This window comes from Flavobacterium sp. AC267, from assembly GCF_979258715.1.
The window spans coordinates 2,964,187-2,976,625 of record NZ_OZ409875.1 but is presented as its reverse complement, the minus strand read 5'-3'; the positions used below and the strand labels follow the sequence as shown (position 1 = coordinate 2,976,625).

The window sequence follows — 12,439 nt, the reverse complement described above, 5'->3', positions numbered from 1 at the left end:
TCATTATTAAGGTATTAACGAGCCGTTTCCCGCTATACACTATATCTTATTTCCGTCGCGACGGACATAAAATGTCTTGCGCTTTGAAAGAAGTTCACTGAACTCAGATTAAAATAAAAGCATAGTGAAGTAATCGGGGGCTAGGGCACTCATTTTCATCAGCACTTTTCGTTACTATCAAATCATAATATATTTTTAATTAAATAATGAATTACTTACATTAGCATTTTTCTAAATCATTAAAATGAAAAAACGAATTCTCCTTGCCATATCAATTCTATTCGCATGTACAATTCAATCTTGCCTCAAGAAAGATAAAAGCAATAGTACAGCAAATACCGAAGTTGTAGACAGTCTTCCCTCTAAAGACATAGAAGAAACAAGTGAAGAGTCAGAAGAAAACATTCCTGAAGAACCCAATGTTACCTATCCTAAAACAGGAAATAAAATTGCCGATTTCCTACCCAAACTTGATATTTATGACGTTCAGTATGAAGCCGAAGGAGACTTGAACAATGATGGTTTAGCAGATATTGCTGTTGTACTGAAACATAAACAAAGTAATCTTTTAAAAAGACCAACATTAGTTCTTTTGCAAAACGAAGATAAATCGTATCGTCTAGGCAAAGTTTCAAATACCGCAATGCCAATTGAATATAATGATTTCGATTACAAACTTTATGATACTGAAGATATTAGTATAGAAAAGGGAGAATTACAAATAAACCTTTACGGCGATGGTCCAAGCGGTACTCATTTAAGTACATTCAAATTCGTAGGCGACGATTTTATACTTACTGCGATGGAGACTCATTACAGCGGTGCTGGAGGTCGTTCTGGACTTTTTTACGATTATGAAAAAGGAGAAATTACAACAACCGAAACCAACACAATGAAAGAAGATGAACCTACAACATCTGAAACTACCAAGGTAAAAACAAAATCACATCCTTTTGAAAGTATTTCAATTACTGACTTCTTTAACGAAGATGATAAATCTTAAAAAATTATACGCCCAATAATGGAAAATTACAGCATTATCATATTTATACTCGCCATTGTTATCGGATTATCCGCCTTCGCTGAAAAAGCAAAACTCCCATACCCTATTCTACTTGTTATTGTCGGCATAGCAATTGGCTTTATCCCAACAATGACAGAAATCGAAATAAATCCCGAAATTATATTTCTATTATTTCTGCCGCCTTTATTGTATGATGCCTCTTTTAATATTTCTCCAAAAGATTTTAAAACTAATATTAATACGATAGGAACGCTGGCCATTACTTTGGTTTTCCTTACTACATTTTGGATTGCCGTAGTGGCTCATTATATGATTCCAGATATAACGTGGCCGCTCGCATTTGTACTCGGAGCTATTCTTTCTGCAACCGATGCCGTTGTCGCCGTAAACATTACAAAAGGTCTCGGAATTTCTCATAAAACCATTACCATCTTAGAAGGCGAAAGTCTGATAAACGATGCGTCCGCATTAGTAGCCTACCGATTCGCAGTTGCCGCCGTAATGGGTTCGGCTTTTATAATCTGGCAGGCGACATTACAATTTATTTTATTATTGGGAGGCGGTTTTCTGGTTGGTTTTGTAATGGCAAAAATTCTTTCGTTTATCTTAAGTAAAGTCAAAAAGAATGCAAATGTCACAATCAGTTTTATGCTTTTAATGCCATTTGTAACGTATTTAATAGCCGAACATTTGCACGTTTCTGGAGTAATTGCTGTTGTAATTTCAGGATTAGCCATTGCCCGTTTTAGTAAAAAGATATTTCCCGAAAGCTTAAAAAAACAGTTCGCGAAGCCTTTGGGATATTATTATCTTCTTATTAAATGGATTAATCTTTATCCTTATTGGACTTAACTTTAGATATGTCCTAAAAGATATTGATGACGATATGATACTGCCGTACATTGGTTATGCTTTTATTATCACGATCGTGGCATTATTAATCCGATTTGTTAGAATATTTCTTCAAAAAATTAATCTCCAAAAAGCCTTTCAAAAAAATCGCGGCGGAAAAAGAAAAATCACCAAAGATGCGCTTTTAGATTTTGATAATAGTATCATTTTAGGCTGGTCGGGAATGCGCGGTATTGTTTCTCTTGCCATTGCTATTGGACTTCCTAGGTTTCTGGAAGACGGCAGTCCGTTTCCAGAAAGAAATGCCATAATCTTTATTTCTGTTGCCGTTGTACTCTTTACCCTTATTGGACAAGGACTCACTTTACCATTGATTGTCAAAAGACTAAATGCTAAAAAAACAGAAGAACTTCAATCCTGATTGTTTTCCTAAATAAATAATTTAACTAAAACCAAAATACAATTTAAATGACTGATAATTTAAAATACGTTACCAAACTGTTTAGCGACGCAACATTTAGTTTTTTCAAAATCAATATTCTAGGGCAATTATTATCTGCCATTATATTAGTCATTTCTTTTTTTACAATTATTTACCAATCATCACCCAGAATGGGTCACGTAAACGGATCTGCAGTTCTAATTATATTATTTGCTTTACGACCAATTGGTTATACCTTGACCGTAATTTCTTTATTTGCAGTTCCCTTTTTATTGTTTTCTCTTGGAAATAAATATATTATATCAAAAACGATTCATAAATTATTAGCAGACAAAGGTGAGACATTACTTTTTCCAATCATCGATAAAGTTCTAGAAAAAATCAAATTAAACCAGCCCGATCTGCTAAAACAAGGAACAGATAAAACTAAATTAAAACTGAAATTGCTCGCAGGAAATCAGGGATTCTAAAGAAAACAAATGGCTCAAAAAAATAATCCTATACGGTTTTAAAAAAGTAAATCTTGACGAAATTGATTTTACAGATGAAAATGTAAGCTTTTCAGCAATTATAAAAGATAAAATTATAACGGGTTTAAAAAACGTCTCACAGCCTAACCGAAACTTTTTTTGGATCATTTTAGGAATCCAACTAACCATTATGACGCCGCTTCTTTTACAGGTAATCTAAACATAAAAATCAACATTAAAACCAAAAACAATGAATCCAGAATTACAAAGCCAATTTGACGAATTTGACAAACCTCCAATAATTAGACGCAAATTATTACCGTGGTGGATTAAAACTTTCTGCTGGATTTTTATGGTTTTAGCTGTAGTCGCCATTGGTTCGCTTATTACAAATCTTTTTGAACCAAGCGTACATCTGTCACTTTACGGATTTTCTAGCGACATTGCTTATTCTGGAACAGGCCTTTTTATAATTGCTACTATGCTCTTAAAAGGAGTTGTCGCTTATTCTCTTTGGTTTGAAAAACCAAATGCAATTATGATTGCAAAAATTGATGCCATTGTTGGAATTGCAATTTGTATTGCCTCAATGTTCATTATTCCCTTTACAATTGGAGATGGTCATATCTCTTTAAGATTAGAAATTTTATTACTCATTCCGTATTATATGAAAGTAAACAAAATTGAGTACGAATGGGATAATCTCGAAAGCATTTAAGATATAAAACAGATAAACAGCCAATTATAAAAATTTATCCTAACTTTATACTTCTGCCTTTTTATTTAATTAAAAAACATCAGAAATGACTTCAGCTATTCTTTCCACAACGCCAAATTCTGAAATTGTTACTACCCGAATTTTAAATTTCCCGCAAGAACTTGTTTTTAAAGCTTGGAGCGATCCCGAACATTTACAAAATTGGTGGGGTCCAAAAGGTTTCAGCAATACTTTTACCGAATTTAATTTTTGTGAAGGCGGTAAATGGAGCTTTATCATGCACGGTCCCGAAGTTGGAAATTATGCCAACGAATGCGAATTTATAAAAATAGACAAACCGAATCTCATTGCGTGGAAACGTCATTCGAAACCATTATTCCAAATTCTTACCACATTTGAAACCGTTACTGAGAATCAGACGAAAGTTGTTTTTAAAATGCTTTTTGAAACTGAAGAGGAATGTCAAAAACTAAAACCTTACGTTGTGGATAAGAATGAAGAAAATTTTGATAAGCTGGAGGTAGAATTATCTGAGATGAAATTGTAATAAATCGATCTTTAAATGAGCTATAATATCTTTTTAGATAACAAGAAAATTGGTACCTCACATCTTGAGAAAGCAGATGCTCCAATGGGAGTTGTAAGTGGAAAAATTAATTTTACTGAAGTAGATTTAGACTATAATTATTTTAGTAATTACTGCAAAAAGAATTCAATAAAAACAGACGAATCAAAGGAAGATAAATTCATTTCAACCCAAATTATTCCAGCCTTAAAAGTTTACAATTCAAAAGAAGTCGAAATTAAAGGAATTGGATGCTATATTGAAGGCATAGATTCAGAAGAATTCGAAATTAATATCATTGGAATTCCATATCCACTTTATGAAGAAGAATTTCCTCAGCATGTAAATGAATATAGAGAATTATTCAAATAAGATTTTATACTTACAGCTGATTTGTTTTTTATTTGTAATTTCGATTTATCATTAAAATACAAATACTAAAATGGCTTCATTTACTAAAGAAATTTCTTTTCGCTGGTCAGATCTTGACCCAAACTTTCACGTTCGTCATAGTGCTTATTACGATTTTGGCGCACAGCATCGTATTGAAATCCTTGAAGAATTGGGTTTAACTTTAAAAGTGATGCAGACACAAGGCTTTGGACCTGTTTTGTTTAGAGAAGAATGTGTTTTTAGAAAAAGAATTAAAACTTTCAGACAAAATATTCATTCATACCAAAACATCAAAAATGAAAGCCGATGCTTCGCGCTGGTCGATCATTCACGAATTTAGAAGAGAAGACGATACACTCTGCGCAACAATTACGGTTGACGGCGCCTGGATGGACACGAAACTGCGTAAATTAGCTTCGCCGACTCCAGAAATTGCGATTCAAGCTTTGAGTATTTTTCCAAAAAGCGAGGATTTTATCGGACTCTAAAATAAAGCTAATTTATATCAACTTTATAAAATCCAAAAAACAGCTATAGAGATATTGTTTTTTGGATTTTTTTTCTCAAAATCAGAATTTATGATTGATTACTTAAAGGATTTTAGAATAGGCTTTTTCATTGCCGTAATTGCAATTGTAACAATCGTTCTTGGCGCAATCACAGATAGAGTGCTTCGTTATTTTCTCTATAAAAAAGAAAGCAATAAAGAATATGATGCAACGGGATTTAAATTCTTAAAACATTTAATTATAACGATAATTTACATTCTCGGATTTGCTTTTGCATTAATTCAAATTCCCGAATTCAAGATTATCGGGCATTCGTTTTTAGCAGGCGCGGGAGTTATTTCCCTTGTTGCCGGTTTAGCTTCGCAAGCAAGCTTTGAGCAATATTGTAAGCGGTATTTTCTTAGTCATTTTTAAACCCTTTAAAATCAATGACAAAATCACGATCAATAATTTTGTGGGTACTGTTGAAGATATCAATCTGAGACAAGTCGTTCTAAAAGATGCAGAAAATAACCGCATTATTATTCCAAATTCCGTTATCAGCAATCAAATTATTGTCAACACCAATATGCATGATACTAAATGTCGCAAAATAATCGAAATTGGAATTGGTTACGATTCGGATATTGAAAATGCATTAGAAATCATGAAAGACGAAATTGCCAAACATCCGCTTTTTATTGATACACGCACAGCAGAAGCCAAGAAATTAAAAACCCCAATAGTTGTGGCACGCGTTGTTGCATTGGCAGATTCCAGCGTAAATTTAAAAGCTTGGGCTTGGGCAAAAAATTCTAATGACGGATTTGTAATGTATTGTGATTTACTGCAAAGCATTAAGAAAAGATTTGACCAAAATAATATTGAAATTCCTTATCCACAGCGTGTTATCACTTTAAAAAATGATTTAAAAATTCCCGATCAAAAGTAAATTGAGATGAAACCTTCCCAAATAATTCCGATTCAAATTTTACACCTATTTCCTATTTTGTAATTGGCAGAAATATCTTCAAAGCATTGCGCTCAAAATTATTGCTGTAATGGCTTAATTTTTAACTCAATCGCTTTTTTGTAATAACTTTAAGAGAGGATTTTTTGGTTTTAAAAATGCATAGCGGTAATTTTATAATCCTTAATAAAAAAATCGCTTTTAAATGAAAACCTTAAAACTCCTTATACTTTTATTGCCCGTTTTTTGTTTAGCACAAGAACAGAAAATCAAGCAATTAGATATTAATTTAACGAATTACGAATATCCTTTTCCTGTAAGCTTTCTAGAGCTGAGCAATCAGCGTCAAGCGCTTCAAATGGCTTATATGGATATTAAACCTGATAATTACAATAATAAAAACATTGTACTGCTTCACGGAAAAAATTTCAATGGCGCTTATTGGGAAACAACTATAAAAGCACTTACAAAGGAAGGTTTCCGTGTTATTGTTCCTGATCAGATTGGTTTTGGAAAATCGACAAAACCTGATAATTTTCAATACACTTTTCAGCAGTTAGCCGAAAACACCAAAAAACTTTTAGATCATTTAGGAATTGAAAAAACAACCATTTTAGGTCATTCTATGGGCGGAATGCTTGCCGCACGTTTTGCTTTACTATATCCTGAAACTACAGAAAAACTAGTTCTCGAAAATCCGATAGGTTTAGAAGACTGGAAACTAGTTGTTCCTTATAAACCTGTAGATTGGTGGTACGAATCGGAATTAAAACAAAATTACGAAGGCATCAAAAAATACCAAATGGCCAATTATTATGACGGAAAATGGAATGCCGATTATCAAAAATGGGCCGAACTTGGCGCGGGATGGACAACGGCTCCAAATTACGACCGCGTAGCCTGGAATTCGGCCCTTTTATATGATATGATTTTTACACAGCCAGTTTTATACGAATTTAAAAACATCAAGAGTCCAACACTTTTAATCATCGGAACGAGAGACAAGACGGCTTTAGGAAAACCATTGGTTTCTCAAGAAGTTCAAAAAACAATGGGAAATTATATGGAACTGGGCAAGAAAACTCAAAAGGCAATTCCGAACGCAAAATTGGTCGAAGTTCCCAATACAGGACATTTACCGCATATCGAATCTTTTGATTCATTTATAAAACCATTAATCGTATTTTTGAAATAAAATATTTTTTGTCTGCCACGAATTAAACAGCAAAAAACTAACTTAAAAACTATACAAATTATGTTTACAATTGACCAAATAAAAGAAGCTCATTCAAAAGTAAAAACGGGAGCAGATTTTCCAAATTATATACAAGATTTAATCATTTTAGGCGTAAAAGGATACGACACTTTTGTAAACGACGGAAGCGTAGTTTATTTCGGATTGAATAATTACACAGCTACAACGAGAAGAAAAATACCCTGAAATAAAAGTTGCTGATTTTCCTAACAAAGAACTTTTTATAGAGTTCTTAGTAAAACACCAGCACGGAGAAACCGATTATATGACTTTCTGTAAAAATTGCGCACAATGCGGTATTGCAAAATGGCGTGTTGATATTGTCGAAATGACCTGCACTTATTTTGATAAAGCTGAAAATGAAATTTTGATCGAAAAAATTCCAAGTTAATTTAAAGGTTATTCATCATATCTATTTGAGCGTATTCAAATAAACCATTTTAATTTTTATTTTGCTTTATCAACAATAAAAAATGTCCAGTAAAATTTCTCCTTTAATTACAGCAGAAGAACTTCTTAAATTAGATCTTTCTGATATTATTTTAATTGATGCTCGAGCTGGTGCCAATGCTTTTGAAAACTATCAAAAAGAGCATTTAAAAGGCGCTCGGTTTGTAGATTTAAATCATGACTTGGCCGAAATTCCAGATGATCCGGCAAACGGAGGAAGACATCCTTTACCAACTCCTGCACAATTTTCTAAAACACTTTCTGCTCTTGGAATTAATTCTTCGAGTCATGTTGTAGTGTACGATGACAAAAACGGTTCTAATTTTGCCGCTCGTTTCTGGTGGATGATGCGTGCGATTGGACATGAAGAAATTCAGGTTTTAAATGGCGGTTTTCAAGTCGCTATGAAAATTAATTTTCCAACAAGTACCGGAATCGAGACCTTTCAAAAAACTACATATTCTGTTCAAGAATGGAAACTGCCATTAGCAAACATGGAGGAAGTTGAAAAAGCTCGAAAAAGCGATCAAAATATTGTAATTGATGTTCGGGACAAAAATAGATTTGAAGGACTCACAGAACCGCTGGATTTAATTGCAGGCCATATTCCAGGCGCAGTAAATGTTCCGCTGACTGAAAATCTAGATGAAAATGGATTTTTCAAATCTCCTGAAGAATTAACGCAAAAATACAAATCCATAATTGGAGATAACGAAACTGAAAACACAATCGTACATTGCGGTTCTGGTGTTACAGCCTGCCATACTTTATTAGCAATGGATTATGCTGGACTCCCTATTCCGAAATTATATGTAGGATCTTGGAGCGAATGGTCTAGAAATAACCGCGAAATGACAACGAAAAAACCAGAATAAAATATGTTTTTTGCCTCAGATTAAAGTACTTTAAAAGAGTAATTATTTCTAATCTGTGATTCCGATTGCGGTCGGGAGTGGCAAAAAATACTTAAATAACACAACAAATCAAAAAACACAATGCAAGCATTGGGATATACTTTTATCAAATCAGGTAAATAAAAAAGCTTTTATAGACAACATATTAAACGGAGAAGCAAAAGGCGAATTAGAAGTTTTTAATAACCAAAAAGGAATCTTGTTTTCTGATATTTCTATTGAGAAATTTATCGAAAAAGAATTTCAATACGACAGCGTTGAGACTTCTCCAAGCTCACACAGGCAATTGAGAACTTTTTCTTCTGGAGAACGCAAAAAAGAGTTTTTACGCTACTGCATTAACCAAAAACCAGATTTTATCATTTTTGATAATCCATTCGATCATTTAGATCAGCCTTCAAGAGTAATTCTTGCCGATTCTTTAAAAGACCTTACGAACGAGATCGCTATTATTCAGCTTTTAAACCGTACTGTAGATGTCTTAGAGTTTGTTCCAAATAAAGCTTTAATTAAAGACAATACTTTCGAATTACATCCATTTGTAAAAATCGAAAATCACTTTAAAACTCTTAATACAGCCGCAATTCCAAAAGCTCTTGAACCACATGACTTTCACGAAAGTGAATTAATAAAACTAGACGATGTTTCTGTAAGTTACGAAGAACGAAAAATCCTCAACAACATTTCTTGGACAGTAAAACAAGGCGAATTCTGGCAGTTAATTGGTCCGAACGGTTCTGGAAAAAGCACCATTTTATCATTGATTACAGGCGATAATCCGAAAGGTTTTGGACAGAATTTATTTTTATTTGGAAGAAAAAAAGGAACGGGAGAAAGTGTATGGGAAATCAAAAAGAAAATTGGAATCTTCGCAACTTCTATGACCGATTTATTTCAAAAAAGCCATACTTTAGAACAAATGATCTTATCCGGATTCTTTGACCAAATCGGACTTTACACGGAACCTACAACACATCAAAAGCAAATTGTAACGCAATGGCTTGAAGTAATAGAAATGTCCCATTTGCGTAAAAAACGTTTTATAGATCTTTCCATCGGACAGCAAAGAGTGGCATTGATTGTTCGCGCCGTTTTAAAGCATCCGCCTTTACTAATTTTAGATGAACCTGTCGAAGGTTTAGACGACGAAAATGTAGATCTGGTAATTCAACTAATTAATACCATTAAACAAGAAACAAACGTGAGCATTATTTACGTTTCACACCGTATTGAATCAGGGCTTGCCCCTACTTCAGTTTTCGAACTTGTACCAGCAGAAACAGGATCAATCGGAAAAATAAAATACCACTCAGAATTAAATTAAAATCAAAATCAAAATATCCTTAATTCTAGTTTTGCAATTCTTATTGTTTTCTTGTTCGAGTACAATTTCAACAGCAAAAAAAGAATATACTTTTAATACATCATCTCAACTAAAATCAAGCTGGAAAATAATGTCCCAGCAATGGATTTCAAAAAACGATACCATTACAGGAACAGGTTCATTGTCGAAATGGGGAGTTTTAGAATCTAAAAAACAACTTCCAAAAAACTATGAAATAGATTTCAAAGTCAATATGACAAAAGAATCACTTTTTGAAGTAATGCTCAATTTAGACAAAGAAAATTACATCAGAACCTATCTCTATCAAATTGACCAAAACATTGTAATAGGAAAAGGCGTTTACCACAAAAACAGCGACGAATATGAAAAACGCGTACCCCACTTTATTCAAAAAACCAATGAAGTTAGAAAACAACAAATGGTATTCGGTTAAAATTAAAGTCGTAAACAATCAATTATACTTTTCCGTCGACAACAAAACATCAGTAGAATGTTCACTTGAAAAAAGCAATTTAAGCCAAAATGGAAAAATAGGATTTATCACAAACGGCGAAGTCAAAATAACTGATTTCAAAATTAAAACATTGTAAAAAATATATTTACCATTAAGATATTAAGTTAATTAAGTGCTTGCGATTATTTTCTTAATTAACTCAATATTTTAATAGTTAAAAACAAAAAAAGCTCCAAAAAGGAGCTTTTTTTTGTTTTTATATTTCAAGTAAAATTATCTAATTTTCTAATTGGCAAATTATCTAATTAATTCTCCTCTTCGTCCGTATTATGCGACTTCACATAGTTACGCCATTTCTCGATACAATCCTGAAAATCTTGAGGCAGTTCTGTATCAAAACGCATTAATTCTCCCGTATTTGGGTGAACAAAACCAAGTGTCTTCGCATGTAGTGCCTGACGTGGCAAGGCTTTAAAACAGTTCTCTATAAACTGCTTGTATTTTGTAAAAGTCGTTCCTTTCAAAATCAAATGACCGCCGTAACGTTCATCATTAAATAACGGATGACCAATATGCTTCATGTGCGCACGAATCTGGTGAGTTCTTCCTGTTTCTAGTTTACACGAAATCAAAGTCACATAACCAAAACGCTCCAAAACTTTATAATGCGTAATAGCAGGTTTTCCAATTTCTGGATCATCAAAAACAGCCATTTGCATTCGGTCTTTCAAATGTCTGGCAAGGTTTCCCTCAATTGTACCACTCTCAGCGACAACATTTCCCCACACAAGAGCAATATACTCACGTTCAGAAGTTTTAGCTTCAAACTGCTTTGCCAAATGCGTCATAGCCGCTTCCGTTTTAGCCACAACCAAAAGTCCAGACGTATCCTTATCAATTCGATGTACCAAACCTGGGCGCTCACTGCTGTTCATTGGCAGATTATCAAAATGATGCGCCAGAGCATTTACCAAAGTGCCGGTATAATTTCCGTGACCTGGGTGCACCACCATTCCAGGCTCTTTATTAATCAATAAAAGAGCATCATCTTCATACACAATATTCAGCGGAAGATCCTCTGGAAGAATATGATTTTCAAACGGCGGATGCGATAACATAACCGTCACCACATCAAAAGGTTTAACCTTGTAATTTGATTTTACAGGAATATCATTTACAAAAATGTTTCCTTCAGTTGCTTGCGTTCTGAATTTTATTTCGCGTAGCATTCTGAATCAAATTCATTAAATATTTGTCAATACGCAAAAGCGCCTGACCTTTAGGGACTTCAAATCTAAAATGTTCGAATAATTCGTCTTCCAGATCTAAATTTTCAATATTATTGTTCATCATTTGGGGTTTCTACAGGCGCCGCAGTACTGTCTGACTGGCTTTCATCTACATAACTTGCTTTTCCATCACCTAAAACCAAATCGATTTTAGACGCTTTCAAAACGCGGTCTCCTACTTTTAAATTTCTTCCTTTCAAACGCATTTCCAAAACCATATCTTTTCCAAGATTCGGAATATACGTAATCGTTCCAAGTTCAAGACCTAAAGCCTTCAAAGTCGGCACAGCCTCACGATATGTTTTTTCAATCAAATCAGGAATTTTAACAGATGAGAAACCAGAAGCATTAATCTTAATATAAATCTTACGACCTACTTTTACCTTCGTTCCCGGCAGCGGATCCTGCTCAACAACGCTATATTTTGGGAATTCACTTCTGTAATCAACACTATCCAAAAGAACATAATCCAAATCCAGTTCATCCAATTTTGCTTCAACCTGCTCTTCAGTCAATTTAGACAAATTCGGAACAGCAATTTCATGTCCGTGATCAGTTGTAAAAGTCAACCAATGCATAAATAAATAACCTATAACCGCTATAATAGTCTGCGGCAGCAAGCAATTGCAAGAAAAAAACTCGGCTTGTTAAATACTGACGTAAACTCATAAATTTATTTTTATTAGTCGCAAAGATAAACCTATTTCGTTTCAAAAAAAATGATAATTTTGTTTAAAACAAGAAAGTAGCAAGATTGTCATTATAATCGAAAACAAAGGAAGTTTGGAATTTGAAGTTTTAAAAAATTAG

At 33.6% G+C, this 12,439-nt stretch carries 14 protein-coding genes and 4 pseudogenes; 16 read left to right on the top strand and 2 right to left on the bottom strand.

The window, feature by feature from the left end; all coding sequences use genetic code 11:
- The first annotated feature begins 244 nt into the window (after positions 1–244).
- The 16 genes and pseudogenes from ACZZ95_RS15570 to ACZZ95_RS15495 all read left to right on the top strand — a co-directional run bounded on the left by ACZZ95_RS15570 (position 245) and on the right by ACZZ95_RS15495 (position 10,476).
- Positions 245–1,003 carry a hypothetical protein gene (locus ACZZ95_RS15570; RefSeq protein WP_463469727.1) on the top strand — a complete coding sequence of 253 codons (759 nt, stop codon included), beginning with the start codon at positions 245–247 and terminating at the stop codon, positions 1,001–1,003.
- Positions 1,004–1,021: 18 nt separating this feature from the next.
- Positions 1,022–2,297: pseudogene (locus ACZZ95_RS15565) on the top strand (Na+/H+ antiporter).
- Positions 2,298–2,344: 47 nt separating this feature from the next.
- Positions 2,345–2,788, top strand: a complete 444-nt coding sequence (locus tag ACZZ95_RS15560; RefSeq protein WP_463469726.1) for a hypothetical protein — start codon at positions 2,345–2,347, stop codon at positions 2,786–2,788.
- 250 nt (positions 2,789–3,038) lie between these two features.
- On the top strand, positions 3,039–3,506 hold the full coding sequence (locus tag ACZZ95_RS15555) for a hypothetical protein (RefSeq protein WP_463469725.1): 468 nt from the start codon (positions 3,039–3,041) through the stop codon (positions 3,504–3,506).
- 85 nt (positions 3,507–3,591) lie between these two features.
- A complete protein-coding gene (locus ACZZ95_RS15550) occupies positions 3,592–4,053 on the top strand; it encodes an SRPBCC domain-containing protein (protein WP_463469724.1) in 462 nt (153 codons plus the stop codon).
- A 15-nt stretch (positions 4,054–4,068) separates the two neighbouring features.
- Positions 4,069–4,443, top strand: a complete 375-nt coding sequence (locus ACZZ95_RS15545; RefSeq protein WP_463469723.1) for a hypothetical protein — start codon at positions 4,069–4,071, stop codon at positions 4,441–4,443.
- Between the two features lie 70 nt (positions 4,444–4,513).
- Positions 4,514–4,952, top strand: a pseudogene (locus tag ACZZ95_RS15540) (acyl-CoA thioesterase).
- A 90-nt stretch (positions 4,953–5,042) separates the two neighbouring features.
- Positions 5,043–5,387, top strand: coding sequence for a hypothetical protein (locus tag ACZZ95_RS15535; protein ID WP_463469722.1), 345 nt, complete (start codon positions 5,043–5,045; stop codon positions 5,385–5,387).
- Complete coding sequence (locus tag ACZZ95_RS15530) at positions 5,347–5,904, top strand: mechanosensitive ion channel family protein (RefSeq protein WP_463469721.1); 558 nt, start codon at positions 5,347–5,349, stop codon at positions 5,902–5,904. The genes ACZZ95_RS15535 and ACZZ95_RS15530 overlap by 41 nt, the downstream gene beginning before the upstream one ends.
- A gap of 223 nt (positions 5,905–6,127) precedes the next feature.
- Positions 6,128–7,117, top strand: coding sequence for an alpha/beta fold hydrolase (locus tag ACZZ95_RS15525; RefSeq protein ID WP_463469720.1), 990 nt, complete (start codon positions 6,128–6,130; stop codon positions 7,115–7,117).
- A 60-nt stretch (positions 7,118–7,177) separates the two neighbouring features.
- Positions 7,178–7,363, top strand: a complete 186-nt coding sequence (locus ACZZ95_RS15520) for a DUF1398 family protein (RefSeq protein WP_463469719.1) — start codon at positions 7,178–7,180, stop codon at positions 7,361–7,363.
- Positions 7,326–7,568, top strand: a complete 243-nt coding sequence (locus tag ACZZ95_RS15515) for a DUF1398 family protein (protein WP_463471692.1) — start codon at positions 7,326–7,328, stop codon at positions 7,566–7,568. The genes ACZZ95_RS15520 and ACZZ95_RS15515 overlap by 38 nt, the downstream gene beginning before the upstream one ends.
- Before the next feature lie 82 nt (positions 7,569–7,650).
- Positions 7,651–8,502, top strand: coding sequence for a sulfurtransferase (locus tag ACZZ95_RS15510; RefSeq protein ID WP_463469718.1), 852 nt, complete (start codon positions 7,651–7,653; stop codon positions 8,500–8,502).
- Between the two features lie 55 nt (positions 8,503–8,557).
- Positions 8,558–9,865 (top strand): ATP-binding cassette domain-containing protein, encoded by a 1,308-nt coding sequence (locus ACZZ95_RS15505; RefSeq protein WP_463469717.1) that lies wholly within the window; start codon positions 8,558–8,560, stop codon positions 9,863–9,865.
- 31 nt (positions 9,866–9,896) lie between these two features.
- Entirely contained in the window at positions 9,897–10,319 is a 423-nt protein-coding gene (locus ACZZ95_RS15500; RefSeq protein ID WP_463469716.1) for a hypothetical protein, read from the top strand.
- On the top strand, positions 10,285–10,476 hold the full coding sequence (locus ACZZ95_RS15495) for a hypothetical protein (protein WP_463471802.1): 192 nt from the start codon (positions 10,285–10,287) through the stop codon (positions 10,474–10,476). Before ACZZ95_RS15500 ends, ACZZ95_RS15495 begins: the two co-directional genes overlap by 35 nt.
- Positions 10,477–10,645: 169 nt before the next feature.
- Here ACZZ95_RS15495 and ACZZ95_RS15490 read toward each other — a convergent pair.
- Together ACZZ95_RS15490 and ACZZ95_RS15485 are read right to left on the bottom strand one after the other, a co-directional pair.
- Positions 10,646–11,690, bottom strand: a pseudogene (locus ACZZ95_RS15490) (RluA family pseudouridine synthase).
- Positions 11,680–12,298 (bottom strand): annotated as a pseudogene (locus ACZZ95_RS15485) (PASTA domain-containing protein). The pseudogenes ACZZ95_RS15490 and ACZZ95_RS15485 overlap by 11 nt, the downstream one beginning before the upstream one ends.
- Positions 12,299–12,439 lie beyond the last annotated feature (141 nt).

Coding starts and splice junctions, on each gene's coding strand:
- ACZZ95_RS15570 (WP_463469727.1), top strand. CDS start 245: ATGAAAAAACGAATTCTCCTTGCCATATCAATTCTATTCGCATGTACA.
- ACZZ95_RS15560 (WP_463469726.1), top strand. CDS start 2,345: ATGACTGATAATTTAAAATACGTTACCAAACTGTTTAGCGACGCAACA.
- ACZZ95_RS15555 (WP_463469725.1), top strand. CDS start 3,039: ATGAATCCAGAATTACAAAGCCAATTTGACGAATTTGACAAACCTCCA.
- ACZZ95_RS15550 (WP_463469724.1), top strand. CDS start 3,592: ATGACTTCAGCTATTCTTTCCACAACGCCAAATTCTGAAATTGTTACT.
- ACZZ95_RS15545 (WP_463469723.1), top strand. CDS start 4,069: ATGAGCTATAATATCTTTTTAGATAACAAGAAAATTGGTACCTCACAT.
- ACZZ95_RS15535 (WP_463469722.1), top strand. CDS start 5,043: ATGATTGATTACTTAAAGGATTTTAGAATAGGCTTTTTCATTGCCGTA.
- ACZZ95_RS15525 (WP_463469720.1), top strand. CDS start 6,128: ATGAAAACCTTAAAACTCCTTATACTTTTATTGCCCGTTTTTTGTTTA.
- ACZZ95_RS15520 (WP_463469719.1), top strand. CDS start 7,178: ATGTTTACAATTGACCAAATAAAAGAAGCTCATTCAAAAGTAAAAACG.
- ACZZ95_RS15510 (WP_463469718.1), top strand. CDS start 7,651: ATGTCCAGTAAAATTTCTCCTTTAATTACAGCAGAAGAACTTCTTAAA.
- ACZZ95_RS15495 (WP_463471802.1), top strand. CDS start 10,285: ATGAAGTTAGAAAACAACAAATGGTATTCGGTTAAAATTAAAGTCGTA.